Annotated in this window: 25 protein-coding genes; 6 read left to right on the forward strand and 19 right to left on the reverse strand. The window is 47.8% G+C overall.

Annotation, left to right across the window (positions count from 1 at the left end):
• Window positions 1-54: 54 nt before the first annotated feature.
• Complete coding sequence (tagD, locus tag FFM79_RS00135; protein ID WP_137641458.1) at window positions 55-456, reverse strand: glycerol-3-phosphate cytidylyltransferase; 402 nt, start codon at window positions 454-456, stop codon at window positions 55-57.
• A 339-nt stretch (window positions 457-795) separates the two neighbouring features.
• Window positions 796-1980 (reverse strand): AI-2E family transporter, encoded by a 1185-nt coding sequence (locus tag FFM79_RS00140; protein ID WP_137641459.1) that lies wholly within the window; start codon window positions 1978-1980, stop codon window positions 796-798.
• 198 nt (window positions 1981-2178) lie between these two features.
• Between FFM79_RS00140 and FFM79_RS00145 the strand changes: the two genes are divergently transcribed.
• Window positions 2179-3099 carry an L-lactate dehydrogenase gene (locus FFM79_RS00145; RefSeq protein WP_137641460.1) on the forward strand — a complete coding sequence of 307 codons (921 nt, stop codon included), beginning with the start codon at window positions 2179-2181 and terminating at the stop codon, window positions 3097-3099.
• A gap of 489 nt (window positions 3100-3588) precedes the next feature.
• On the opposite strand, the gene FFM79_RS00150 is transcribed toward FFM79_RS00145, so the two are convergent.
• From FFM79_RS00150 to FFM79_RS00175, 6 genes are all read right to left on the reverse strand, one after another.
• The gene (locus FFM79_RS00150) at window positions 3589-5352 is read right to left on the reverse strand and encodes a putative glycosyltransferase family protein (RefSeq protein ID WP_137641461.1); all 1764 of its coding nucleotides are present in this window, start codon (window positions 5350-5352) and stop codon (window positions 3589-3591) included.
• A gap of 207 nt (window positions 5353-5559) precedes the next feature.
• Window positions 5560-5754: a type II toxin-antitoxin system Phd/YefM family antitoxin gene (locus FFM79_RS00155; RefSeq protein WP_137641462.1), complete on the reverse strand. Its 195-nt coding sequence runs from the start codon at window positions 5752-5754 to the stop codon at window positions 5560-5562.
• A 142-nt stretch (window positions 5755-5896) separates the two neighbouring features.
• Entirely contained in the window at window positions 5897-6274 is a 378-nt protein-coding gene (locus tag FFM79_RS00160) for a helix-turn-helix domain-containing protein (RefSeq protein WP_137641463.1), read from the reverse strand.
• Window positions 6275-6464: 190 nt separating this feature from the next.
• Complete coding sequence (gene ntdP / locus FFM79_RS00165; protein WP_137641464.1) at window positions 6465-7013, reverse strand: nucleoside tri-diphosphate phosphatase; 549 nt, start codon at window positions 7011-7013, stop codon at window positions 6465-6467.
• A gap of 97 nt (window positions 7014-7110) precedes the next feature.
• Window positions 7111-7914, reverse strand: coding sequence for a recombination regulator RecX (gene recX / locus FFM79_RS00170; protein ID WP_137641465.1), 804 nt, complete (start codon window positions 7912-7914; stop codon window positions 7111-7113).
• Between the two features lie 126 nt (window positions 7915-8040).
• Window positions 8041-8754: a competence protein ComK gene (locus FFM79_RS00175; protein ID WP_137641466.1), complete on the reverse strand. Its 714-nt coding sequence runs from the start codon at window positions 8752-8754 to the stop codon at window positions 8041-8043.
• Window positions 8755-9039: 285 nt separating this feature from the next.
• Here FFM79_RS00175 and FFM79_RS00180 point away from each other — a divergent pair, with 285 nt between their 5' ends.
• The 3 genes from FFM79_RS00180 (at window position 9040) to FFM79_RS00190 (ending at window position 10200) form a co-directional block, all read left to right on the forward strand.
• Complete coding sequence (locus FFM79_RS00180; protein WP_137641467.1) at window positions 9040-9588, forward strand: sigma-70 RNA polymerase sigma factor region 4 domain-containing protein; 549 nt, start codon at window positions 9040-9042, stop codon at window positions 9586-9588.
• Between the two features lie 145 nt (window positions 9589-9733).
• Window positions 9734-9946: a DUF1659 domain-containing protein gene (locus FFM79_RS00185; protein ID WP_137641468.1), complete on the forward strand. Its 213-nt coding sequence runs from the start codon at window positions 9734-9736 to the stop codon at window positions 9944-9946.
• Between the two features lie 26 nt (window positions 9947-9972).
• Window positions 9973-10200, forward strand: a complete 228-nt coding sequence (locus FFM79_RS00190; RefSeq protein WP_137641469.1) for a DUF2922 domain-containing protein — start codon at window positions 9973-9975, stop codon at window positions 10198-10200.
• A gap of 60 nt (window positions 10201-10260) precedes the next feature.
• Here the strand turns inward: FFM79_RS00190 and FFM79_RS00195 are convergent, their stop codons facing one another.
• Window positions 10261-10566, reverse strand: coding sequence for a hypothetical protein (locus tag FFM79_RS00195; protein ID WP_137641470.1), 306 nt, complete (start codon window positions 10564-10566; stop codon window positions 10261-10263).
• A gap of 501 nt (window positions 10567-11067) precedes the next feature.
• Here FFM79_RS00195 and FFM79_RS00200 point away from each other — a divergent pair.
• Window positions 11068-11736, forward strand: coding sequence for a sugar transferase (locus FFM79_RS00200; protein ID WP_170177331.1), 669 nt, complete (start codon window positions 11068-11070; stop codon window positions 11734-11736).
• Between the two features lie 381 nt (window positions 11737-12117).
• Window positions 12118-13533 (forward strand): flippase, encoded by a 1416-nt coding sequence (locus tag FFM79_RS00205; protein WP_137641472.1) that lies wholly within the window; start codon window positions 12118-12120, stop codon window positions 13531-13533.
• A gap of 180 nt (window positions 13534-13713) precedes the next feature.
• Here FFM79_RS00205 and FFM79_RS00210 read toward each other — a convergent pair whose 3' ends face one another.
• From FFM79_RS00210 to tnpB, 10 genes are all read right to left on the reverse strand, one after another.
• Window positions 13714-14490 carry a DUF4422 domain-containing protein gene (locus FFM79_RS00210; RefSeq protein WP_137641473.1) on the reverse strand — a complete coding sequence of 259 codons (777 nt, stop codon included), beginning with the start codon at window positions 14488-14490 and terminating at the stop codon, window positions 13714-13716.
• A gap of 160 nt (window positions 14491-14650) precedes the next feature.
• Window positions 14651-15715 (reverse strand): acyltransferase family protein, encoded by a 1065-nt coding sequence (locus FFM79_RS00215; protein WP_137641474.1) that lies wholly within the window; start codon window positions 15713-15715, stop codon window positions 14651-14653.
• 11 nt (window positions 15716-15726) lie between these two features.
• The gene (locus FFM79_RS00220) at window positions 15727-16803 is read right to left on the reverse strand and encodes a hypothetical protein (RefSeq protein ID WP_137641475.1); all 1077 of its coding nucleotides are present in this window, start codon (window positions 16801-16803) and stop codon (window positions 15727-15729) included.
• Between the two features lie 13 nt (window positions 16804-16816).
• Window positions 16817-18076, reverse strand: coding sequence for a polysaccharide biosynthesis protein (locus FFM79_RS00225; RefSeq protein ID WP_225424337.1), 1260 nt, complete (start codon window positions 18074-18076; stop codon window positions 16817-16819).
• Window positions 18063-18683 carry a polysaccharide biosynthesis protein gene (locus FFM79_RS00230; RefSeq protein ID WP_137641476.1) on the reverse strand — a complete coding sequence of 207 codons (621 nt, stop codon included), beginning with the start codon at window positions 18681-18683 and terminating at the stop codon, window positions 18063-18065. Before FFM79_RS00230 ends, FFM79_RS00225 begins: the two co-directional genes overlap by 14 nt.
• Window positions 18684-18697: 14 nt before the next feature.
• Entirely contained in the window at window positions 18698-19798 is a 1101-nt protein-coding gene (locus FFM79_RS00235) for a polysaccharide biosynthesis protein (protein WP_137641477.1), read from the reverse strand.
• A 27-nt stretch (window positions 19799-19825) separates the two neighbouring features.
• The gene (gene glf, locus FFM79_RS00240) at window positions 19826-20950 is read right to left on the reverse strand and encodes a UDP-galactopyranose mutase (RefSeq protein ID WP_137641478.1); all 1125 of its coding nucleotides are present in this window, start codon (window positions 20948-20950) and stop codon (window positions 19826-19828) included.
• Between the two features lie 361 nt (window positions 20951-21311).
• Window positions 21312-22256: a glycosyltransferase family 2 protein gene (locus FFM79_RS00245; RefSeq protein ID WP_137641479.1), complete on the reverse strand. Its 945-nt coding sequence runs from the start codon at window positions 22254-22256 to the stop codon at window positions 21312-21314.
• Between the two features lie 28 nt (window positions 22257-22284).
• Window positions 22285-23196, reverse strand: a complete 912-nt coding sequence (locus tag FFM79_RS00250; protein WP_137641480.1) for a glycosyltransferase family 2 protein — start codon at window positions 23194-23196, stop codon at window positions 22285-22287.
• A 318-nt stretch (window positions 23197-23514) separates the two neighbouring features.
• A complete protein-coding gene (gene tnpB, locus FFM79_RS12835) occupies window positions 23515-23712 on the reverse strand; it encodes an IS66 family insertion sequence element accessory protein TnpB (protein WP_137641481.1) in 198 nt (65 codons plus the stop codon).
• Between the last annotated feature and the right edge of the window lie 542 nt (window positions 23713-24254).

A 24254-nucleotide genomic window follows, 5' to 3' on the forward strand; every position in this document is an offset into this window, starting at 1 on the left:
GCCTAATATTACGTTATAGCGACGTAACATTAGGCCTGCTTTTCTTCTCAATTTCTATTTGGCATTAACTTGCATACCAAGATCGTGCTTAATTTTTGTGGATGAAATCCCCTCAGTACGTGGCAAGTAAATAACTTCGCAATAATCTTTAAGAAAATCAAATTTACCTTTCCAATCATCGCCCATGACAAAAATATCAATATCATTATCAACAACATCACTAATTTTCTGATCCCAATTCTTTTCCGGAATCACTTCATCAACGTATTTAACTGCTTCTAAAATATACTTACGATCTGCGTAGGGGGTATAAGCCTTTTTCCCCTTTAAAGCGTTAAACTCATCCGTAGAAACACAAACCGTCAAATGATCGCCGAGCGCCTTCGCGCGTTTTAACAACCGAATATGTCCCTTATGCAATAAATCAAATGTCCCGTATGTAATAACTTTTTTCAAAATGGATCCCCCTGCGACCTGAAGTCAATATGTTTCTGTCCATTATAGCATATTAATTTATTTATTAACGTGTCACTTTTAAAAAGCCCTTCATAAATTCTTTGATGTACTGTACTTATGGAATAAGAATGCTACGCAATTAACGTCCCACATTATCAAGTAGTACTCCCCTAATTGCCCCCAGACGCTATCCTGATAAAGAACTCATACAACGGCAGAATAATTTTTTTACACCTCGTACAACATTTTATAAATTCGATCGCACGAGCTAGCAAAAAGTAGCCAAAAAACAAGCCCCAAATCCAATTACACATCGGACTTGAGACTTATTTAAAGCATTCACTTTTTCTTCTTAGTTTCCGTCGGCTTAGTCGCCTTCGCCGGTTGCGGTTGATACACGGTCGTCTGCATCCGCAGCTCCTCCGCGTTCCGCAATTCAATCATATTATACAGATAGATGACGACCGTTCGCACGACCGCGTAAAACGGAATTGCCAAAATCATCCCGAGGATGCCGGCAATGTTCCCCGCCGCCAACAATAAAATAATGATGGTCAGCGGGTGAATTTTTAACGTGCGCCCAATGATGTTGGGATAGATCAAGTTCCCGTCGACCTGTTGTACGATGACGACCACGATCACTACGTAGACCACCTGAATGGGTGACTGCGTAAACGCCACGATCAGCGCCGGCGCAATCCCAATGTAGGGGCCGAGGTACGGAATGATGTTTGCCAGTCCCGCAATCACCGCTAACAATAAGCCGTACGGTTGCGAGATCAGCATGTAACCAATCGCGGTACACGTCCCAACAAACAGGCACTCAATGACTTGCCCGCCGATATAACTTGAAATGGTATCCCCCATCTTTTGTAGCAGCCCAATCATTTCAGGCCGTTGCCGCTTAGGTAAGAAGCGACTAATGGCTGGAATAAATTTATCACTGTCTTTTAACATGTAGAACAGGACGACCGGAATCGTGATTGCCATGATGGTGACACTGGTAATCGTGGAAATAACGGTCACGATGCTACTAGATAGCGACGACAAAAAGTTCTGGGCGTACTTACTCAACTCACCGTTGAACTGGTTGACGTAACTATTAATATCAACTTTCTGAAGTACGCTACTATTGTTAATCATCTTAGTGGCCGCCTTTTGGATCTCGTTGGCTAGCGTTGGCAAACTCGAAATCAGCTGACTCACCTGGGTAATCAACCGGGGAATCAGGGACATTGCGCCCCAAGCCAATACCGCTAACAGTAACAGAAAGACGATAGCGACCGCTCCCGTTCGTGAAATCCGAAACCGCTTATAATGTACGCGGGTCAGGAGTTTCACCAAAGGGTTCAGCATGTAAAATAAGAAACCAGAAATGACAATTGGCATGAACACAACGCTTAGGAAGGTGCCAATCGGTTGAAACAGAAAACCAATGTTGGTGCAGACCCAAATTAGGGTCGCGACGATCAATAATTCCAATGACCAAAAAATTAACGCGGAATTTTTCAAGCGCTTAAACACGTGCGCGCCCTCCCCTCTCGCTTTTCAAGAATGCATCAATTATACCCTATTTCCGATTTGACGAATACGATTTCAACGTTTTCGCTAAAAACCATTTAAAAATTATGAGAATAATGGTAATTTAGTTAGTAATGATTAAAAAATGACTAGGAACCGCAACCCCCTAGTCGTTCATTAACTTAAAGGAGTCCTCTATTTATGTCACGAAAAATTGCTGTTATCGGGATGGGCCACGTCGGGTCCACCGCCGCCCATTACATTGTTGCCAACGGCTTCGCCGACGACCTGGTTTTAATTGATCCGAACGAAGCTAAGGTCGTCGCCGATGCGATCGACTTTGAAGACGCAATGCCGAACCTGCCGTTTCACACGAACATTGTCGTCAACGACTACGCGGCGCTAAAGGATACCGACGTCATTATCTCGGCGCTGGGCAACATCAAGTTACAGGATAACCCCAACAACGACCGGTTTGCCGAATTGCCTTTCACCAGTGCCGCCGTTAAGGACGTCGCACAAAAGATTAAGGCGAGTGGTTTCAACGGGATTATCGTCGCCATCACGAACCCGGTTGACGTGATTACCTCCATTTACCAAGAAATTACTGGCTTACCAAAGAACCACGTAATCGGGACGGGAACCTTACTGGATTCAGCCCGGATGAAGCACGCGGTTGCGGACCAGTTAAATATCGACTCGCGGTCCGTGACGGGCTACAACTTGGGTGAACATGGTAATTCGCAGTTCACGGCTTGGTCGACGGTTCGCGTTTTGGGCCATTCAATTAGCGAAGTTGCGGAACAAAAGCATTTGGACTTAGAACAGCTGGATAAGCAGGCCCGTGAAGGTGGCTTCAAGGTGTTCCATGGCAAGAAGTACACGAGTTACGGGGTGGCGACGGCGGCGGTCCGGCTGGCGAACACGGTCTTGAACGATGCGCTGACTGAGTTGCCGGTGTCGAATTTCCGTGAGGAGTACGGGGTGTACTTGTCGTACCCGGCGATTGTCGGCCGTGATGGTGTTGTGGAGCAGATTCAGTTGGATTTGACGGATGAGGAATTGAAGAAGTTGCAGATTTCGGCGGATTATATTAAGACGAAGTTTGCGGAGAGTTTGTAGAGTGTGAGGGCCAGCGGGTTGGTCTGAGGATTAGCCTAGCCACCGGCGCTATGCGAGCTGTGCATGGTGTCGGTGGCGTAGCTAACCGCAGGACCATGCTGGCCCGAACACGTTTCGGCTATATTGCAGCAAAGACGCATTGCCTAGCTAAGGCGTTATCGCCCGGGTTTGGCGATGGCGACTTAGCGTAGCAAGCGCAGAGGGCTTGGTTGAACACGTTTCACTCAAGAGTGCGAATTCCAGACGGGTTGGTCTGAGGATTAGCCTAACAAAGGGCTGTATGCGGGTTGTGCATATGGCCCTTTGTGTAGCTAACCGTAAGGCCAGTCTGGCATGAGCACGTTTCGGCTATAAAACTGTAAAGCAAACAGCCAGTTACCACAAACCTAAAGCACAACCAAAATAACAAGCCCGCTAAAAAAGTTCCACCATCTAAAAAGGACGCCACCACGCATTCAATCAGCGTGATGGCGCCCTTCTTAACTTACTCTAAATTGATGTTTTCAATAACGTCCGCTTTCGCCACTGCCAACCAGCAATTCCTAATATGCTAAGCCAAGTTAACCCAGCGATTGGCGTCAAAATTTTCCATGTCAGTGGCAGTGGTGCCCTGACCGTTACGACGTTGTGACCGGCTTTAGCCACAACTAACGTGCTCCCCCGCTTGCTTTGGGTTGCCTGTACGACGCGGCCGTTGAGCCGCACCGTTTCATTGCCGTAATGCAAGACCGGAACGTCTACTTGGGCCGCCCGTTTCAACTTAAATTGGTAACGGACACGCCGCACGTTTGCATCCATCTGACTAGCAACGCGTTGGCGACCGTTTAGGACTTTGTGGGTAATCAGCGTGTCCTGATGATTGCCTTGCCACGTCACTTGCGGCGCGTAATCGATCGTGCCAAAAAACTTGCGTGGTGCGACGAACAGGGTCCGAAAATTATGGCGATCGAGTTTGAACCGCACGTTGAAAGCGTGTTTCAAAGTTGGCCGTTTGACCGCGGTGTACGGAGTTGACTGGGCGGCCTGTAAGTTGTTGACTTTTAGAAGGCCGACAAAAGTCATCAGACTAAAGCCGATGACGGCGGCACCTACGAGTTGTCGATTTGACCAGTAGTGCCCTGATTGGGAAAAACGCTGCGCTAATAACGCCAACGCCCGAACTCCCGCCACTATTAGGCAGAAACTGACTAAACTATATAAGCGGTACGGAAATTGAATCACGTTTTGAAGCGCGAGCGGCAACGCGTACCACGGAAATAGCGAGGTTGATAGTACCAGTAGTCCCATGCCGATGACTGCCATCCCGCGGTACCAACGATCTAACCGCCGCCAAGTCAGGGCAATTAAACCCAGCGCGACTAACGCAAACCAGCCCGGATTAGCAACCAACCCGTTGGCCGAGCCGTTGTTGGCCATTAACACTAGTAAACTACCAAAGTCGTTGAGCCACGCCACTTGTGGTAGCCTGACCGTCGTTTGAATCGCCGTAGTCGCCCATTGTTGCATAAACGGCACCCAGAAAAAGGCCGTCAGCAATAAATAAAGGGCGACCATCTTCAGACCACTCACAAAGCGGACGCCCCGGCGGTTTTCTTTAGCTAGCGTCCCTAGATAGAGTGCGGTTAGTAACCCAATTTCAAACAATAAGCTGATCAGATGGGCGTAGGTCGTTAGTGCTAAGGCAACGGCTACGAGCCACCACGCCCGCTTAGGCGCCCGTAGCCAGCGGTATGCGCCCAAAAAGGACAACGGAATCAACGCAAACCCGAGCGCTTCCGCAAAGACGGCGTGCTGATAAGCAATGACAACGTGGTACGGCCCGGTGACGTATAGGACGGTGACAAGGCCACTTTCAAACCGGTTCCGTGTAAACAGCCACGTGCAAACGTAGGTAATTAAAATTGTCAGCATGGTTAAAAGGAACAGATCCACGTAATAAGCCGTAATGGGGTCACTGAACCAAACAAACGGCCAAGCCGCTAACCACATAAAGACGTACGGGTAAAAGTAGTTATTCGCCACCCCAATTTGATTGAAAGTCACAAAATTACGTAGACTAAATCCTTGGTGGGCGACAATTGATTGGCGGAAAGCCTCAACGCGATTTAAATGGTAAATGAAGTCGCCATCCGCCACAATCATGCCGTGGCGTCCAGGCGCAATCGCCAAGAGGCCAATCAAGACCATCATTGCGATTAACACCCCGTTCACCACCCAGCGGTGCGTTCCTAGTTGTCGTATCCGTGCTTGCATCCGTACTTCCCCCAAAGTTCATAGATTAATATCATTATAGTCAGTCGCGTCGGATGATGTACCTAGCCATCACTCACGAATCAACCGCATCATTTCAAAAAATTCATCCGTTAGATAATTAATTTAATTTTCTGATTATTTCCAGTATTGTACAGGAATAAAAAAGGCGCCGCTGGGAGCCGTCTCCCGAGTGGCGCACCGGTTTAATTAACTAAATTCCATGTCGTGGTGGTTCGTTTTGGCCAATTGACTGACGATTTGGAGCCAGTCCTTCATGCTGACCATGACCGCTGAATCTTGGGTATTGGGATTTTCCACCTCAATAGTATCATGGCCCTGATTTACGATCGTTAACAGTTGGTTAATATTTTTCTTTGCCAACGTTGTGGTGACTTTTTTCATTCACCCACCTCCCAATCCGTTTACGGCTTACCACTTGATTAACTTGGCAAGCGGAGTACTTATCTTCAATTACAATAACTGACCAATATTGTACACGAATCTGCTTAACTTTGCATTAATTTCGCCCACTCATAACGAATTCTTAACGCCGCGGCGTCTTGAACATCGACTTTAAGACGTTGCGAATAATTTTGAGTTGTTCCGGTGTAATCGGCTGACCGTCGTATTCAAACTGATTCTTCTTGTTCTCCACGACTTTTTTAAGGTCAACAGCCACCTTAGTGGCGCGCTTCGGACTTGGTTCGCGTTCCTTACCAACGAGTTTGGTGTAACTCGTCCCCAAAACTTGGGCGACCTCTTTGAGCGTGCCAACGGACGGCGTGTGTTTCTTCCAACTATAAATGGCACTCGCGCTAAGGCCGGCCAGCGTCGCCACTTCCGCTAGCGTTAAGCCGTTTTTTTTCGCGAAGCGGCGAATGTTTTTCAGTAGTTCCCCATTATCTAACTTTAAAAAAGCCATGCTTTCACCTCGTTTGTAATAGCTTAGCGAAAAGAAAGTAGAAACGCAACTAGTGTTAAAAAGTGTGAAGTTCAAGCGGGTTGGTCTGGAACACATTTCCACGATATTGCAGAGATACAAATGAGGCTGTGACCACAGTCACAACCTCATTTACGGTGCTTAATTACGCTACTGGCATCCGCCAGCAGAACTATTGCCGACGTGACAATTCCTGATAACGACTGTACCAGATGTCGATGTACGCTTGTGAGAACGGGCCTTTTTTGTGCTTGATCCAATCGACCAACACCTTAACGTTGGCCTTTAAGATCCGATCCGTTTCCGCGGAGTATTGCCACTGCGCCCCGTGCTCTTCGTACTCGTCCACATCGAGCAACCGCCGTTCACCATCCGGAAAAACTTTGACGTCGAGGTCATAATCGATGTACTTCAACGCCTCTTTATCTAAAACGTATGGTGACGCTAAGTTGCAATAATATGAAACGCCGTTATCGCGAATCATCGCCACGATATTAAACCAATAATGCTTATGAAAATAAACGATTGCCGGTTCGCGGGTCACCCACCGGCGGCCATCATCTTCGGTGACCAGTGTGTGATCGTTGCAACCAATTAAGACGTTCTCGCTTGTTTTGAGTACCATTGTATCGCGCCAAGTTCGATGTAAACTTCCGTCGTGCTTATAGCTTTTGATCGTAACGAAGTCGCCTTCCTTAGGTCCTTTAGCTTCGCGCGCCATGATTAACCCACTTTCTAAAACACAGGGTAAAATTTAATCGAAATTCACTAAACATTATAACAGATTTTTAGGCCAGGCGGGAAGTGATTTGTCGCTTTTACGCTTCGGTACTTTGTTGATCGATAAAACGGTTGATATCGTCCATTAGAAAGCCCTTTTGATAGAGGCTGCGCTTGGTTCGCAGTGCGCGCTCGGCAAAGGCGTATTTGCGGTTGCGGCGCCACAGGCGGGTGCCCTGTTCAACGAGCGCTTGCCACTGTTCGTCGGGGTCCGGCTCAAGCGTCAGTTGATCCAGCGCGGCGCTAATGACGTCGTTGCCAAAGCCCTTAGTCATCAACCCCTGCCGGACCTTTTGTAAAAGGGTCTTAAACGCTTGCCGGTGATAATGGCGGGCCAATTTAGTGGCCGCCGCCGTGGCGTTTTCGATTTGTTCGTCCAAACTGAACTGGCCGGCCAACGCGTCGTCGATCAGTTGCTCGCCGACCCCCTTTTGACGAAGTTTTTGACGGATGACGCGAGGGCCCTTGTCACTGGTGCGTTTGGCGGTGCGGACGTAGGCGTCAGCATACTGCTGGTCGTCCAATAAGTGCATCCCGCGTAGTTGGGCCAGCGTCTGCTCAATCACGGCGTCGTCCAAGTCTTCGTCGCGTAACTTGTCGTGGACTTCCTTTTCGGTGCGAAGTTGGTGACTGAGGTAGTCGAGTGCCCGGCTGTAAGCCTTCGCAACGTCGTCAGCCGCAATCAATTCTGCTTTGAGCTGGTCGTCGACTTCCATCCCCTTAAAAACCCGGTACTTGATCATGACCGACTCACTAATCGGGAAGGCGTACTGATCGTCTAAAAAGACGTTGAAGCGCCCCGGCCGTTTCTGGGCGACAATCTTAGTAATTTTTTTAGTCATCGAATTATCCTTTCAAAGCTCGCAACCTACCGAGCGAGTTGATGAAAAACCGCCAACTGTTGCCAGTGGCGGTTTGAGTGACAACCTAGGTTGTCCAATTAAATCAAGTTTAACCCGAATGAGCGTTTAGAGCAATTGCCCGTCACCGCCTAAGAACTTTTTGACCAGATTCAAAATATCTTTGTCCGTATACGGTAAATCTGCATATTGACAGAACGCCTTGCCAAACGCCATGTATAATTCAATGGCCAGTTTAACGGGTAAGGCGTGTGGCGCCGGACATTGCGATAAGGCAATTGAAGGCTGCCGATTAAGTTGCTTTTGGACGTGCGCGGCAATCTCTTCTGCGCGCCGCACCTGTTGCTTAAATGACTGCCTGCGGAAGTCGGTCCGCAACGTTAAGCCATTTTCCAAGTATAATGCTAAGTAATCTGCGTGCTCGGCGGTTCCCGTCAAAAACCGCAGATTTAGCCAACTCGTTTTTCCACGGCTAGTCGCAGTCAACGGCATTAAAATGTCCTTCAAGTGAACGATTGGTAGTTTACGATTCGAATGACCGAGTTCACTCGCAGCCCGCCGAACTAAGCGGGCCTGTTCCGCGTGAAGATTATGCTGGACTTGTCTAATTAATTGATTCGTCGATTGCGGCGTCATCATGAGTCCCCGCTCCGTGTCAAAAATTAATGCTTGATAGTGCTCAGAATGATTAGAAATGTCAAGGAGTAATATTGTCCGTGAAAGTTGTAAAGTCACGTGGTCTTCACAACGGGCAAATTTGATCATTGACAGTGGTGCTAACAAATTAATATAATTTGGTAACTCGTTCCAAGCATTATTCATTGGCAAAAGTCCCTTCAGTTTTAGTTTGTATCAATCAACTATATTAGTAAATTAATATTTTGAACTAATATTCCATGCCGATAATCAATACAAACTTATTTTATCAGTAGAACGTAGTAACTGAAAAGTATTTTATCTTGATTTGAACAATTCTAATGTAACCGTTAATAACTAAACGAAAATGTCGCTTTGACACCCCAAGATTCCACCTCGCCCGCCAGCTTCCCAGCGACTATCCTTAGACTCAACCTTGGCCGAGGAATCCAATTAATGAGGTGTCCAACCATGCGAACTGACCGTCTCGATAACCAACTTGCTTTTCAACTGCTTGCCGAACCCGAGCACCAACGCCTACTTTACGGCGCGCTGAAAGCCGCCCACGTCACCCGCTACCACCCGCAATTCGAAGACTGCGTGACCGTCGCACACCTGACCTGGCTAGCAGCCTACCAAAACTTCGAACCGGAGCTACCGGCCAACTTGGCAGAGTTTCGCCAGTTCGCCTTCCGGTTGATCAAGTGGCGCACCCTGGATTACCTGCGCAAGCAAACGCTACGCACCCAGCACCAGCTCGACCTCGATAACGCCGCCACCGTGACGGTTGACCCGATGCACCACCAGGAACAGCACATGGAATTAGAAACGTTGCTAACGCAACTTTACGCTCAGGCGCGCCCCGGCGAACGGATTTTCTTAACGGAAGGCTTGCTCGCTGATCAGCCGGTTAGCGCCATCATGCGGACTTACGGGGTCAGCCGCCGGACCGTTTATTACTGGCGTAGCGGTTTACTTAAGAAAGCCCACCAACTGTATCAGGATTACCACCGCACCTAAATCGCAACCGGACTTAGCCCCTGGGATGCGGTTCCGCGACTTTTTCAAAAAAGTTTTGCAATGAGGTGCACAAATTGGCCTGCTCAACCGTCTGTATTAATGTAAGCTGGCCAGCCTACAACAAACCCTTTAGGAGGAATGACCCATGACAAACTTTTGGTTAAAAGCAGCCCTTAACGTTCAGACGGAAAACGACAACGGTGAATTGCGGAAGCAAACCTTCACCAACGTTAATCAAGGTGTGACCGCTGAACAAATTGCCATTTTTAGCAAGGTTTTAGAAACGTTAACTGGCAACTCCCTGTTCCTGATCAACTTAGCCGACACGACCGAATACACCCGCGCAGCCGCTGAATAACTAGCCCTTTAAGGAGGAGTCATTAAATGAAAACTTTAGACTTGAGCTTTAAAACCAGCCAAAACAAGGTGCACCACTTCAAGGTCCACTACGCTAACGACAATTTAGCACCCGCCGTCGTTCAACAAGCCATGGCCGACCTAGTCACTGCCAAACTTTTTAGTAAGAACGGTGAAAACTTGCTCGCCGAACCACTCGCAGCGAAGTACGTGGAAACCGTTGAAACACCCGTGATCGAAGCACCAAAGCAATAATTTAAGCCACTACTACTACCAGCGGGGTTGGGACGTTCGCGTCTCAGCTCCGCTGATGTTTTAGATATCACAGGCGAGCCGAGTCGCCCGGGTCGCCGTTTGTTGTAAATTATAAATTTCAACGATAATACTGTTCCCCACCGGGTGCCAGTCGAGGGCCTGAATCAAACTGCGCATAAAGTTTCGCGTAATCTGTGTCTTAATTGAAATCCCGGTCCGTTCGACGTCATCGTAAAAGATGATTCGTTGGTCAAGCTTATCCAACTTAAAATAGTAGTAAGCGAAGTGTTCGGTCCCCCGCTTTAAGATCAAATGGTACGAACTATTATAGTCCGCCGGAAAAACGTTAATCCAATCGTCATTCATGGTCGCGACATCCTTTACTCAGAGTTTATCCGTTCTTATTGTAGCGTGAAACTGATCAAAAAAACACCGAGAAACGGAAATCCTAAGGTGGCGCTCATGATTCTCACTAAAATACTATCCAGCTTTAGTTTAGTATCCAAACCCGGCTTTTATTAAGTTCTTTTAAAGTGTCGGGCTAGCTCTCGTAATTAATTGAAATCCCACCAAATACTGGTAAGTTATTGGGTGAACGGTTAAGTACCATTTGGTTTTACTATCAATAACTTGAAATCTCTTCTTATAAAAATAGGCCTTTTTTCCTAACAAAATTTTGGTATAATGAGCTTAAATGGTCGGTTTATGGAATTTAGCAATCAACGTTTACTTTAATCTAATTTTACTTTACAATGTATAGATTAGCGTCGTCGGTTTGCTTTTTTGGGGTACAATTGCGACTTGAACCTATCGTAGTCGTACCGACGATCATGGGGGAAATTTTAAAAGGAGCACAGGGTGTTATTTATGGAATACAAAGAACGAGAAATACGACCAATCACAATTGACATCAGTATGCAACATAAACGTTACGGCTACCGCTTTATCAAGCGGGTCTTCGATTTTGTTGCCAGTCTACTTGGTCTGGTTATTTTATCGCCACTGTTCCTAGTCGTGGCCATCGCGATTAAAGTGGAAGATCCTAAGGGGAGCGTGTTTTATTCACAAATCCGCTTGGGCGAAGGACAACGTCCTTTCAAAATGTATAAATTTCGCTCAATGGTTTCAAACGCTGATGAGCTACTCGCACAATTATTAAAAGATAACGAAGTTGACGGCGCCATGTTCAAAATGCACGACGATCCCCGGATTACAAAGGTTGGTCATTTTATCCGGAAGTACAGTATTGACGAACTACCGCAACTCCTAAACGTCCTACTCGGTCAAATGAGCTTAGTGGGTCCGCGGCCGCCGCTGCCACGCGAAGTTGAAGAATACACGCCGTACGATAAACAACGCTTAGCCGTTAAACCCGGTTGTACCGGTTTATGGCAAGCAACCGTTCGGAACAGTGTCGGCTTCGACGAAATGGTTAAGATCGACCTCACCTACATTTCTAAACGGAGTGTGTCGTTTGACTTGTACGTCATCTTGAAGACCGTTGTCATCATGTTTAAACCAAATGGGGCTTATTAACACCCGTTCGATCCGGTAACGCTACTGCGTTGCCGGATTTTTTTGGTTCTTGGAGCGTAGTATCGATTTGAGCTCACGCCCCCACCCCGTAATCTCAACTGTGAAATTAAGATTTGGCTTCATCGACTGCCAAGTACGATTCCTGCAAATCAATCCGTTCGCATTGAATTACCTTGATTGTTACATAATATTTTTAACAAAAATAGTAATATCCAGCCGTATTTACCAATTATTAATAGTCTTTAGATAATCTAACAAGTTTGTTAATATTGCACCCCAGCCAATTTTCTAAGCTACCAACCCCCGCGCGGCCTATGCTACAATGAATTGATCGTTGAAGACTTCAACGGTGAGTACCTAATTGAAACTAGGGGTTTGGTTATGCGTCTGATTAAAAATTACTTTTACACTGCGGGCTACAACGTCCTGATTTTATTGACACCGTTACTCACGGTGCCCTACATTTCACGGGTACTAGGGCCCACTGGCGTCGGCATTAACGCCTCAACCAATTCCGTCATTACCTACTTTTTACTGTTTGGAACGGTTGGCATTACGATCTACGGTAACCGCGAAATTGCCTTTATTCGCGATGATCCGCAAAAAAGATCGCAAACCTTTTGGGAAATTGAAATATTACAGTTCATCACGATTAGTTGCGCCTACCTTGCCTTTCTGGTCTTCCTCAGTCGGGAGCATCAATTTCGACTTTATTTCTTTTATCAATCTTTTTATATTGTGGCCGGAGCCTTCGACATCTCTTGGTTCTTTATGGGATTGGAAGACTTCAAGAAAACGGTCGTCCGCAACACTTTCGTAAAAATCATTTCGTTGATTGCCATTTTCACCTTCGTCAAGACCGCTAACGATACTGGCATCTACATTTTAATTTTAGCTGGCTCACAAGTACTGGGAAACTTAACTCTCTGGCCGTACTTAAAGCGGCTCGTTCACCGGCCAAATTGGGCCACGTTGCACTGTTTACGGCACTTACGACCGTCACTGGCCCTGTTTATCCCGCAAATCGCAACCACCGTCTACTTAGCATTAAACAAAACCATGCTGTGGAAGCTGGATTCAGTTACAGCGGCCGGGTTCTATGATTATTCGGATAAACTCGTCAAACTGGTGTTGGCGCTGGTGACCGCGACGGGGACCGTTATGCTACCACACATCGCCAACCTATTCGTGAAAAAGAAGCTCGATCAAGTCAAACGCTACCTTTATAAGTCGTTTGACTTCGTACTGTGCATCGCCATTCCGATGACCTTCGGGATTGCCGCGGTCGCAACCACCCTGGCCCCGTTGTTTTTCGGCCGTCAGTTTGCAACCGTCGATACGTTGTTGATGGTTGAAGCGCCGGTAATCGTCCTAATTGGGATGAGTAACGTGCTTGGTCAACAATACCTCTTACCGACCCGTCAGACTAAGACCTATACGATTTCAGTCACGATTGGTGCGGTTGTTAATATCATTTGTAACGTACCGTTGATCATTGTCTGGGGCGTTCACGGTTCGATGTTGGCTACCTTGATTTCGGAAGCCTGCGTGACCGGCTACCAACTCTGGGTGACTCGTCAGGACTTAAGCTGGCACCAGCTTAGTCGGGGGAGTTGGAAGTACTGGTTAGCTGGAATAACAATGTTTACGGTCGTTTACCGCTTAAACACGACCATGGCGGTTAGGCCCATCACCCTCGCCTTTCAAATTGTACTCGGGATGGTGATCTACGTGGGATTGCTGTTCGTTTTACGGCCACCAATCTTCGCTAGTATTAAGGCTTTAAAACAACGCTAGTAATCAAAAAAACTGTGATTTTCATCACAGTTTTTTTCGTCTTCGAATGATAATAATCACATCGTGCTTGGTCTCATTAACTTTGCGGTACTGTACCAGCTGCTAGACGCTCAAAGCGCATTCAGCAGCTAATTAGACTAACCCTCAGACCAAAAAGTACTAGCCCGCACACACGCGACGCTAAAAGTGCGTCTTCTTAACCGCCCGCGGCAAGAATTTCCGCTTCAACAAGTTGTAGACCTTAGCCGGCAATTGTTGTGGTTCCATGTACATTACCGGAACCTCCGCACAACTTAAATGATTGGTCATTAACCAGACGTCTAACAGTAATTCTGATAAGTACCCGAAAACCCTAGCTTCACGGGCGTCGTAGTTCGAAATATCAACGCGCCGTTCCACCTCAAATAGGCAGTCGAATAACCAAGCCGCGTAGGCGTCAAAATGCTTGGCCGGCATGATCAACATGTTAAACATGTGCGCCGACGTGCGGTGCATCACCTTATCGTACGCCGGTAAGTAGTCGGCTTGCGTTTCCGCGACCACTTGGCGAAGCACGTCCAAGGGTTCTTGATGATGGGCGTGAATATAATGTGAATAGTTGGTTTCAATGTAATAGTGGCGCTTCTTAGGGACAATGACGTCCTTCGTTTTTAATAACTGAGTAATTTCAGCCGCCGTCAGCAAACCGCTCAAGCGGGCCTTCGGGTTCCAGGCTAGGTAGCGCCGGTACTGAACTAGCCCCTTCACGTCAGCGTCACTGTGCTTCCAAATCCAGTACAGCGCGGTCAACTCGTTAAAGTTCGGATTTTTCGCCGAAATGTTGGCGCCCTCGTTATCAGCTTGGTAGTCGTGCGGCAACGCCCCATTGATTGCCGCCCCCACAAAAATTGGTTGATAAGTTTCATCGAGCGGCATTTGATACGGTTTATGCGCCGCTACGTATACTTCTACTTTCATGTGCCAGTCCCCCTCTGGTAATCTGGATTTAATATACCACGTTAACGACTAGCTGGCGGCGCCAGCTAATCTAATCGCCACTTAACTTACTATGGTCCTAACTCGATTATTTAATAACTAATTATTACCAGTTTTATACAACCGACTAAATGCAACGCATTTAGTCGGTCCGCGCCAAGTATCGCCGCGGATAAAAACAAACCCGCAGCATTGGTAAGTGCGGTACCACGACCAGCCAGCCGAGCGCAAAGAGCGTCCGGTAACTGATCCCCACCACCGTCGCCACAAGCGGTCCGGTCATGGGTAAGAGGTGGCCGTACAGCCACCCTTCCAAGCCGATGACGTTCAGGTCAACGAGGTGGAAACATAAAATAATCAACGAGCCACGGCCACACTTAATCAGCGCTTGAACTGGCCAACTGCTCTGCCAATGACAAGCGAGTTGACTGAGCCGAATCAAAACGAGGCTCCCGCCAATTCCCCCGGCAACCGCAATCACGAGGTGCGGCGCCCGTGGAATCGTCATCAAAAAATAGCCTTGAAGCGCACTACCGGCCCATAAGGTGACCCACAGCAGTTGCCACCAGTCACTTAAGCGTTGCAACAGCTTCGTTTGCCGAATTAAATAACCCGCGTACAGAAATACTTGAGCCAGTAAGGCAGCGTTGAGCGCCCATGGCAGGTAAATGTGCAGGCCTAGCCAGCCACCAAGGATTCCACAACCGCCAATTAATAATACGCGTATGAACAACGGTTGCCGCCAGTCATGCGTTAGTTGCAAAATTGCGTTAAAAAGCTGCTTTGCAAGTAGTAAACACAGTAAAAACCAGATAGCCCCCACTGGTTGGACGTGCAAGCGACCAGTCCCAAAAACCGGCGACCCGGCCCCGTATAAAATCGCTAGGACCGCGTGCCGGCCATTCGGAAAATACGTTGTTAGGAGCGGATTAGCCGGTAGGCGTTGGGCCAACCAATTTAAAACGATTAAGACGCCCCCAGTCGCCGCGTACGGTAACAACAACGTTGGTGCGTCGTGTCGTAGCGCTTGGCGCGGTGGCCGTTGGTGGTGCAAATAACCACTTAAAATAAAGAAAATCGGCATGTGGACCGCAAAAATAATACTTCCGAACCGCTGACCGGTATAAGGTCCTAGCGTATGGCCCACGATCACCGCTAAAATCGCGATGCCGCGGGCAACGTTGACCCATTCAATTTGTCGGCGCATTTAAGTCCCCCTCACTTAAATAAATTTGGTAGTCCCCACCGAAAACATCGAAAGAGGCGGAGCAACCGCACGCACCAGTCACTAAAGACAGCCGTCAAGCCGACCCAAACCCAAGTTGCGAGCCAGTGACCTAGCAATGGGCTCAGTACTGGAACAACGATAGCTAGTGGTTCAAGCAATAGCACGGCCACTAACAGTACCCCGTAAGCCCCTTCCAAAAAATTATGTGGTCGCGGTGCGCGTAGTGGCCGGTTGAGTTGCCGCACCGCGACGGTTAGGCCAATCGTGACGCACGGTAAAAATTGTAAACTCTGCGTAAATGGTTGCGTCAAGATCAAATCGTAATTATGGTTCAAATTAACGGCGTACATGCTGACCGCCAGCATTCCCCCGAAGCAGGCGGCCGTCCCCAACCAAAGCCCGAGTAAGCGTTGCCGTGTTAACCAGTTTTGCCAGCTGCCGCGACTGATCCACGCTCCCATCAAGACATCGATTGGAACCATCAGGATGAATAATAGTCCCCGCACCGCTGGCACGTTCCCGGTTAAAAAGAATCCTGCGAGGGGTCCCAGGCTGAGTACGACTAAATAACAGCCAATGCCAATTTGAACGGGCCCCCGGGCTTGCGGTTGACTAAGTTGCCGTAAAATTGGCGCCAGTAAACTTAATTCCAGCAAGCCAATGAAAATCGCTACTAATCCCCCCGGCACTTGGTCACAAACCACCCCCATGGTCGCCCAACTAAGCGAAACTCCCGCCGTCGTTAGGGTCTGGACACTTATCACACCGATTAAAAGTAGACCACTGACCACGAAACCCGCGAAGAACCGACTCCGGTACTTTGATGTTCCACTTTGCAAACCGGAAACTTGGCCCCCCCGCGCACCGATGGCCATCAAGAGTAAGTGTGGCGCACTCGTCACGAGGATGGCTAAACAAAACTGCGGGTAAAACCACAAGCTCTGTGGCTGACTCGTAAAGGCACTCACCCCCCGCGCCCCCGTATAACCATAAATTAGCAACCCGACCGCTAAGGTTACGAGTCGCCGTTGAAATTGATACAACTGATATTCATTCATGCGACTCACCGTACCGACTCCCTTAGACCCCAATTTTCCCTTGACCACGATGAAACTTAACCACAGCGGGGGCCGAAAATTCTGGCCCAATCACCGTTTGATACGTGGGTAATTTAGCAAAGAATGCCAAGATAAAGACGTTGTACGTCATTTCGAGTAGGTGTTGGTCAAACGCGCTACTCAACGCGATCACCGCTAGCATCACCGGTAACAGGTAATCGTGTTGTTGCCCCCGGTGATAGGCAAACCAGCTGGTCCCGCAAACCACGACGAGCGTTAAAACGAGCCCGTAAGCAATCAGCATGTTCAAGTAGGACGAGTCGATAAAGAAATAAGTCACGGCCCCCATCCCGTTCTTAAAGGTATTGACCCGGTCACCGCCCCAGCCATTGACTGGAATCGGTGCCTGCCCGAACAATTTGACGCCGTAAGCCAGCAACGCGTTATTCCCCAAAGCTAACCGCGTTGATAACAGGTCGTTGAGTTTTAACAACCCGCGGTCTTGGTAATTAAAAATTGTCGATAGCCAAAGGATGCCCCCAGCCACGATTGGCATCGTCAAAAAGTTATACCGTAACCCGACCATGAAAGCCTTAACGGCGACTAATTGCCGGCGATAAATATAAATGACGTACAGGAATAGTAAAACAATCATTACCAGCGTATCGGTCATCGTCTTCGTAAAGGCGTAGATGACCCCCAACGCCAGTAACGGTAAGATCAGATGCACTAGCCGAAACCGCCGTGCCCGTAGATACAGGTACGCACAGCTCAGGTAGAACAAGTGGGCGGCAAAGTCGGTCGTGTAAACGACCCCGAACGATTGGCGAAGCCCGTCCGTCGTGTGGAAAGTGATGTTTTGAATCCATCCCAATTCCGCAGCGACAAACGCGACTAGTAAAATTCCCCCAACAATGACGAGGTAGACGCGCACAATTTTGCAAAAATCAACTCCCCGCGCCCCCACTACCAAGAGGCCCGTAACGGCCAAGTACGGTAGCTTGGCCATCAGCGTAACTAGACCAACGAGGGCTAGGAGTCCCGCCGTCCCCACAATCTGTCGGCGGGTCAGCTCCTGAAACCCAATCAGTTTAATAACCAGCAGTCCCATGACGAGTAATTCAATGACCACCCCGATTCGGTGCGGGTAATACACGTTAAACGTCGTGGTTTGCAAGGTGACCGAAGCCAAGTACAGCCCGAAAACGGCCAAATAGTATGTTTCTAAATGAGTAGCTAACCAAGCGTAGCCCCGTTGAATCTTTGTGTTAATGCGGCTCACGCTCCTTTCGACGACCCATTTCAACCAGGTACGGCGTTAAAACCGCCAGCAGCCCGCCGACCATGACGCTCAGTTTTAAAACTGGCATCCGCATCGCGTTGGCCGCTGGTTGAACCGTCGTTTGAACGGTCTTAACGCGGTAATGTTTCAATGTCCGCCGTAATTCTTGCTTGATACTAACGTTGAACGCCTGCGCGTTTTGACGCGCAATCCGCGCCGACGAGCTGGCAACCGTCACCCGTAAAATTGGTTGGTGGGCTACGGTATCGGCCACGACCGATTCACTCAGATCCTGAACGCCCTGCCAAGTGCCATAGTGCGTATAAGCATACGTACTAGCGGCGTAAAGGACCGCGCTTTGATGCGGCATAACCATGAATTGTTTGACGTTGCGCACATCTTGACGATGTTTGCGTTGGCGCTGATTTTTATTCGTCCCCGATTTAACCCGTTGTTGAATCGCAAGTTCGACCTGCGCGTGGTAGATTGGCTTAGCACCTACTTGGCTGATCCCCCAACCAGCCGCGATGCACGCCACCAAAACCAACAATTCAAGCGGGAGCCAACGCCACGCCAAGCGCAACCGTTGCTTAGGTGTATATTTCATGCTGCGGGCCCCCTTCATTCGCGCTGACCGTCACTTAACTGAAACGTCCGCCACACGTAGTCGGGAACTAACCGTTTCTGTGAGCCGGTCGCCGAAAACGCCCCGGTTAACTCCCGGTAAAAGGTTCCCGCCTGCGTTCCAGACGAGTGCTTCAAGTTAAAGACGAGGCGGTAGCGGTCGTGTTTGAGCGCCAGCACGCCAGCATTGCTAAGCTGCTCGTGACGGGACCGTTGGACGCTAACGTGGCCGACCAGGTGAAAGCGGGCCGTTGGATCACTGGCCCGATACAAGCTAACGTGATGTTGCCGTTGTTGCACGGCCATCACGTGGCCGTCCACGGCACTGACACCAATGACCGGGTCGCGCCGCGACTGTGGTAACCGGAGCGCCGTCCAAGTTTTAACTTGGTGTCCCCGAAGTTCACCGACGTAGTAACGGTACTGCGGCGTCTTGACAATTAAAGCTAGCCGGCCATCCGTTTGTTGGTAAGGCGTGACAATTTGCCCACGTTTGAACGGTGCGTTAGTCCATTTGAGTGGGTGTTTGCGCCAGTGGACAAAGTCGCTCGTCACGTACTGTGTCTGGCCGTCATACAGGGTCAGCTGCCCGTGGTGATAAGCTACGCTGGGTGCGGTTAGTGCGACGTTAGGATAGCTGATGGGTAACTTGCTCCAAGTCAAGCCATCCTGACTAGTGCTAATCCGGCCGTACCCGGCGTGCTGCTTTTGTACTTGCGTATCGTTAAAAAACGGGGTCGCGGTGACCTGCGTACCCGCTTGTAAATAGCGGGCGTGGGCCAAGGCGTGCCGAACTTGCGCTTTTGACCACGTTGAGCGATACCGCAACGTCACCGTTTGGTTGTGACGTGGTAGTAGCCGTTTCATCGGGTTGGGCGTCGTTAGCTCGTAACCAGTAATGGTCGGATCAAACAAGTTGCGGTGGCCGGCCTTACTGACAATTTGGAGCGGGTCCGGCGAATTAATCGGCGTCCCGTTTTGATCACGCTGACGCACCGTCACCACGGTGTCCTGACCGCGCTGAATACTGGCCGCATACAGTGAATAACCCACAACGCCCAGTAACGCCACCGCCCCACAGATAAGCCATTTTTTCATAAAGGACCATCACTCGTTTTCTGAAGATTATTTATCAAACTCGGTCGCCACCGTCACCAGTGCCGCGTGAATCACTTGGTGCATATCGTAGTAGCGGTACTGACCGAGCCGACCGCCAAAGATGACGTTCGGTTCCTGCGCCGCTAACTTTGCATACTGCTTGTAAAGTGAATTATTGGTCTGGTTATTAACTGGATAGTACGGTTCGTCGCCGCGCTGCCAGTTGGCCGGGTATTCACGAGTAATCACCGTTTGCTCCGGGTCCCCCTTACCGAATTCAAAGTGTTTATGCTCGATAATTCGGGTGTACGGCGTTTCAGCATCCGTATAATTAATCACGGCGTTCCCTTGGTAGTTCCCAACTGGGAGCGTTTCGGTCTCAAACCGTAACGAGCGGTAGGCGAGTTCGCCCAACTGGTAATTGAAGAACTGGTCGATCATCCCGGTAAAGACCACCCTCGGGTACGCGTTTAAATAGTGGGCTTTGTTAGCAAAGAAGTCGGTGTTAGTTTCAACGTCAATTTCCGGATGGGCCAACATCTTTTCGACAATCTGCGTGTAACCGCCAATTGGAATTCCCTGGTAAGTGTCATTGAAGTAGTTATTATCGTAGGTGTACCGGACTGGCAGGCGCCGGATAATAAACGCGGGCAATTCGGTCGCCTTTTGCCCCCACTGCTTTTCGGTGTAGCCCTTGATCAACTTGTGATAAATGTCCGTCCCAATCAAGGCAATTGCCTGTTCTTCCAGGTTACGTGGCTGGCCACTGACCTTGGCGGCCGCCTTTTGTTCGGCAATTTTAGCGGCTGCTTCGGCCGGCGTCCGCACCCCCCAGAGTTCACTGAAGGTGTTCATATTGAACGGCAAGTTATACATGTGGCCGTGGTAGTTGGCCACCGGACTATTGGTGTAGCGGTTAAATTCCGCAAACTGATTGACGTAGTTCCAGACCTCACGATCAGACGTGTGGAAAATGTGCGCGCCGTACTGGTGCACCTGAATGCCCGCGACTTCCTTGGTGTAGATGTTCCCAGCCACGTGCGCGCGTTTTTCGATCACTTTAACCCGCTTACCGCGTAAGGCGGCTTCGTGGGCAAAGACCGCCCCAAACAGGCCCGCGCCGACAACTAGGTAATCATATTGTTTATCCATGTTAGTTTCCCCCAAAAAATCAACTTTACTTGCATGAATTATACCAAACAATTATCGCGAAATAACCCAGTGGCGTACGGGTTAACCTTGATTTAGCTGATTTTAAGCCGCTGTTAAATTAACTTTATTATCAAAATAATAACAATCCTAATATTTGACAAGCGTCGATAATTCAGCACTTAACTTAATTCAACTAACTGAGGAGCCTTTTAAAGAACAATTGCGTTTGACGATTTTTACAAGCACGTATTAATTCAATAATATAGAAATTAAATTTTATTATGTTGGTAATTAAGCGCAAAAAAACGACTCTTAGGAGCTGTCACCCCTAAAAGTCGTTAATTTAGTTCATCTTTTTAAGTTATTGGTGCTTAGGAAACTTTTGTCCCGGCATAAAGTGCGGATTTAAACCTTCCCGCTCTTTAAGTGCGTCACGGAATGACTCATAGTAGGCGCGAACAACCATCCCGCGATAGCCGCGGTAAAATGGGCCACAAAGTTTCAGTCCTAAGCGCCCATAGAACAGGATCAGCCAGATTAAACTAACTAGCCCGTTAGCCCGCCAGCGCCGAATCGTGATAAACCGGTTGCGTAACCCGTAGTACAGTCGCCAATCCGGAATGAACTTCTCTTTCAAATCCAATGATGGTAAGTAGGTCTTGTGGATTAACTTAGCCGCACTCACATTAACCGGTTTGGCTAATCTGGCCGTGCGGACTGCGTATTCGCAATCGTCCCACCAGATAAAGAAACCAGCGTCGGCGATTCCCACCTTACGCAGCACTGCTGTCTTAAGGAATACGCCACAGAAAGTGTACTGGTCAAATTCAAAGTTGCCGGCGTACTCGCTAGCTGGCACCGCCTTGGTTTGAAAAGTGCTCCAACTCTTAAAACGATTACGCTGGTCGGCTTGTAGCCGGCCATCGGCCACGTAGACGCTCCCGGTAAGAATGGCCCGTTCCGGGTGGTTTTGTTGGTAATCGATGAGCTTTTCGAAATAGTCCGGTTCAAAAATTGCATCATCGTCGGACAACGAGACCCAGTCCAAATCGACGTTAGCTAACGCAATCTGCATGCCGCGCGCAAAGCCCCCCGCTCCACCAATGTTGGCCTCAAGGTAGCGGTAATCAATCCGCGAATCCGTCAGTAATTGGTGGTCCCGAAGCGCTTGCTGCGTACCATCGGTGGAATGGTTATCAATTAAAATAATTTTGGCTGGCGGTACCGTCTGATTCAGTAAAGCGTTAATCGCTTCTAATAATAGTTTTTTGCGGTTGAACGTAACCACAATTGCCCCATATTGCATATTAAAACTCCCATCTTAAAACCTAAAACTATTGCGGCAAATACTTTTGATTACGTCCCAATTGGTTATGCAATCCATCAAAATATCCTTGTCGGTAAGCATGAATCAAAGGTCGTGCTTGACACCACCGATTTTTGATTAGTGCAATAGCAAGTAACTTACGGACTAAAAAGCGCCGACAATACCACCGTGTGTACCTATTCTGACCACGATACTTGAGCAATGACGCAATTCGATTACGCATCACATAATACTCTTTCCAAGGTGCTATTGCCGCTCGTGTATAATTAGTCTTGTGCAAAACCAGTGCATTATGCACGTTTAAAAACTGACCATATTTTCGAGCTCGTAATGCATATTCAAAATCATCATAGCGAATGAAATAGCTCTGTTCCGGTACTCCAATCCGTTCAATGATGTTGCGACTGAGCATTACACCAACAAATGAAAAAATATCATACAAGAAATCTTTACGATAGTCATTCTCCATCATTGGCTTTACTGTCAGCGTTCGTTCGTTCGTAATAACTTGCCGATGCATTGCATCATGTTGACCATTAGGTAACAAAACGGAGCCCGAGAAAACTTCTTGTTGCGGATGCTGCTTCATCGCAGTACGCATTGCAATAAAGTAGCCACTTTCAAAAATGGCGTCGTCATCAGAAATTGAGATCCAGTCACAGTCGGTTTTCAAGGCGATTTGAATCCCCTGCGCAAAGCCCGCGGAGCCACCCAAATTTTTCGAGCTCCGTTCATAAAACAGCCGTTTCTGATCAAAATTGAACTGTTCATGAAGTAGTTCTTTAGTTCCATCCGTAGACGCATTATCTACGACTACCACATATTCAGGTGCTTCCGCCTGATTTAAAACACTAGTTAATGCCTCAACCATCAACTTTTTTCGATTATAGGTCACAATAACACAAGCAATTTTAGTCATATTACAATCCCCCAAAACATAACTGGCTAATACTAATGTAAATCTATCCCACATTTAGATTTACGTTTTATCAATTGCTTGGTATTATAGCTAAAAACTCAGTAAAAAAACAAATCTTTTCTAACAATAAAGTTAAATGGTACGGATGAATAACGAATAATTAATTAATCAAAATCAAAAACAAATTATATATACGTATGGCACCAGTTCGTAATAAATTAGCGTTTAGTAAATACCCCCTGTACTGAAGTGCTTCATAATTGTTAGACAAAGGAGCTTAACAATTGTAAGGTACTTTTACAAGCATTTGTATAGCAGTTAAAAACCATCACCATCCCAGTAAAGTGCCTTGAAACGGTCTTTACGGGTGCCACAAAGTGAATATAAGGCTTGTGAATAGGTGCCTAGGTCATGCTGCTCTTCAAGGATGCCCGTTAGTCCATCGATGCCTTTACGTAGATCAGTTTTACCGCAAACTAGAAAGATTTGTTCAATCTGGCTAGTGTCAATTATCATGGGCGAACACTGCCTTCATTAAGGCATCTAAAATATAGCCATTGATATGGTTGGTAACAATCACTGATTTATTGTTACCAACTTTGAGTTGTAACGCTTTAGTTGGTCGGGCAGTTGGTGCCGTGACCGTGTGGCCGATCCTTACTTGAACAATATCTGGTTACTTATCCATCCAAAACACCTCACTATTTATCTGATGAGGTAATGATAGTGCATCTTAAGGCCGGTGAGAATACGGTCAGTTATTTACTGCTTACTGAATTTCTAATCAAAGTTGAAAAAAACTAATTTGTAAATGAATTGGAACCTCATATAAAGTACAAATCAACACCGGTTGACACAGGACTCAATAAAATTCCGTACTGTCCTTATTGGCTTGCACATGATTTCTTTGCTAGGTTTACAAAAAACGTAATAAAATGTGAACTTTGAAAAATGCGTAAGACGGATGACTTCGAAAAAATGTACTAATAATGCAGAATCTTTTATTTGAAACAAAATTATTTTTGAATGCACTAGGGTCCGTCTGAAAACTATTTAAG

It is taken from the genome of Lactiplantibacillus modestisalitolerans (assembly GCF_005405425.1).
In the GTDB taxonomy this organism is placed as follows: Bacteria; Bacillota; Bacilli; order Lactobacillales; family Lactobacillaceae; genus Lactiplantibacillus; species Lactiplantibacillus modestisalitolerans.

Bases quoted from the DNA above. Each gene is read 5' to 3' on its own strand.
- FFM79_RS00175 (WP_137641466.1), bottom strand. From the start codon at position 8,754: ATGAATAATGCTTGGAACGAGTTACCAAATTATATTAATTTGTTAGCA.
- FFM79_RS00185 (WP_137641468.1), top strand. From the start codon at position 9,734: ATGACAAACTTTTGGTTAAAAGCAGCCCTTAACGTTCAGACGGAAAAC.
- FFM79_RS00200 (WP_170177331.1), top strand. From the start codon at position 11,068: ATGGAATACAAAGAACGAGAAATACGACCAATCACAATTGACATCAGT.
- FFM79_RS00155 (WP_137641462.1), bottom strand. From the start codon at position 5,754: ATGAAAAAAGTCACCACAACGTTGGCAAAGAAAAATATTAACCAACTG.
- FFM79_RS00160 (WP_137641463.1), bottom strand. From the start codon at position 6,274: ATGGCTTTTTTAAAGTTAGATAATGGGGAACTACTGAAAAACATTCGC.
- recX (WP_137641465.1), bottom strand. From the start codon at position 7,914: ATGACTAAAAAAATTACTAAGATTGTCGCCCAGAAACGGCCGGGGCGC.
- FFM79_RS00215 (WP_137641474.1), bottom strand. From the start codon at position 15,715: ATGCGCCGACAAATTGAATGGGTCAACGTTGCCCGCGGCATCGCGATT.
- FFM79_RS00235 (WP_137641477.1), bottom strand. From the start codon at position 19,798: ATGAAAAAATGGCTTATCTGTGGGGCGGTGGCGTTACTGGGCGTTGTG.
- FFM79_RS00210 (WP_137641473.1), bottom strand. From the start codon at position 14,490: ATGAAAGTAGAAGTATACGTAGCGGCGCATAAACCGTATCAAATGCCG.
- FFM79_RS00230 (WP_137641476.1), bottom strand. From the start codon at position 18,683: ATGAAATATACACCTAAGCAACGGTTGCGCTTGGCGTGGCGTTGGCTC.
- FFM79_RS00195 (WP_137641470.1), bottom strand. From the start codon at position 10,566: ATGAATGACGATTGGATTAACGTTTTTCCGGCGGACTATAATAGTTCG.
- FFM79_RS00150 (WP_137641461.1), bottom strand. From the start codon at position 5,352: ATGCAAGCACGGATACGACAACTAGGAACGCACCGCTGGGTGGTGAAC.
- glf (WP_137641478.1), bottom strand. From the start codon at position 20,950: ATGGATAAACAATATGATTACCTAGTTGTCGGCGCGGGCCTGTTTGGG.
- FFM79_RS00205 (WP_137641472.1), top strand. From the start codon at position 12,118: ATGCGTCTGATTAAAAATTACTTTTACACTGCGGGCTACAACGTCCTG.
- FFM79_RS00145 (WP_137641460.1), top strand. From the start codon at position 2,179: ATGTCACGAAAAATTGCTGTTATCGGGATGGGCCACGTCGGGTCCACC.
- FFM79_RS00250 (WP_137641480.1), bottom strand. From the start codon at position 23,196: ATGACTAAAATTGCTTGTGTTATTGTGACCTATAATCGAAAAAAGTTG.
- FFM79_RS00245 (WP_137641479.1), bottom strand. From the start codon at position 22,256: ATGCAATATGGGGCAATTGTGGTTACGTTCAACCGCAAAAAACTATTA.
- ntdP (WP_137641464.1), bottom strand. From the start codon at position 7,013: ATGGCGCGCGAAGCTAAAGGACCTAAGGAAGGCGACTTCGTTACGATC.
- FFM79_RS00190 (WP_137641469.1), top strand. From the start codon at position 9,973: ATGAAAACTTTAGACTTGAGCTTTAAAACCAGCCAAAACAAGGTGCAC.
- tnpB (WP_137641481.1), bottom strand. From the start codon at position 23,712: ATGATAATTGACACTAGCCAGATTGAACAAATCTTTCTAGTTTGCGGT.
- FFM79_RS00180 (WP_137641467.1), top strand. From the start codon at position 9,040: ATGCGAACTGACCGTCTCGATAACCAACTTGCTTTTCAACTGCTTGCC.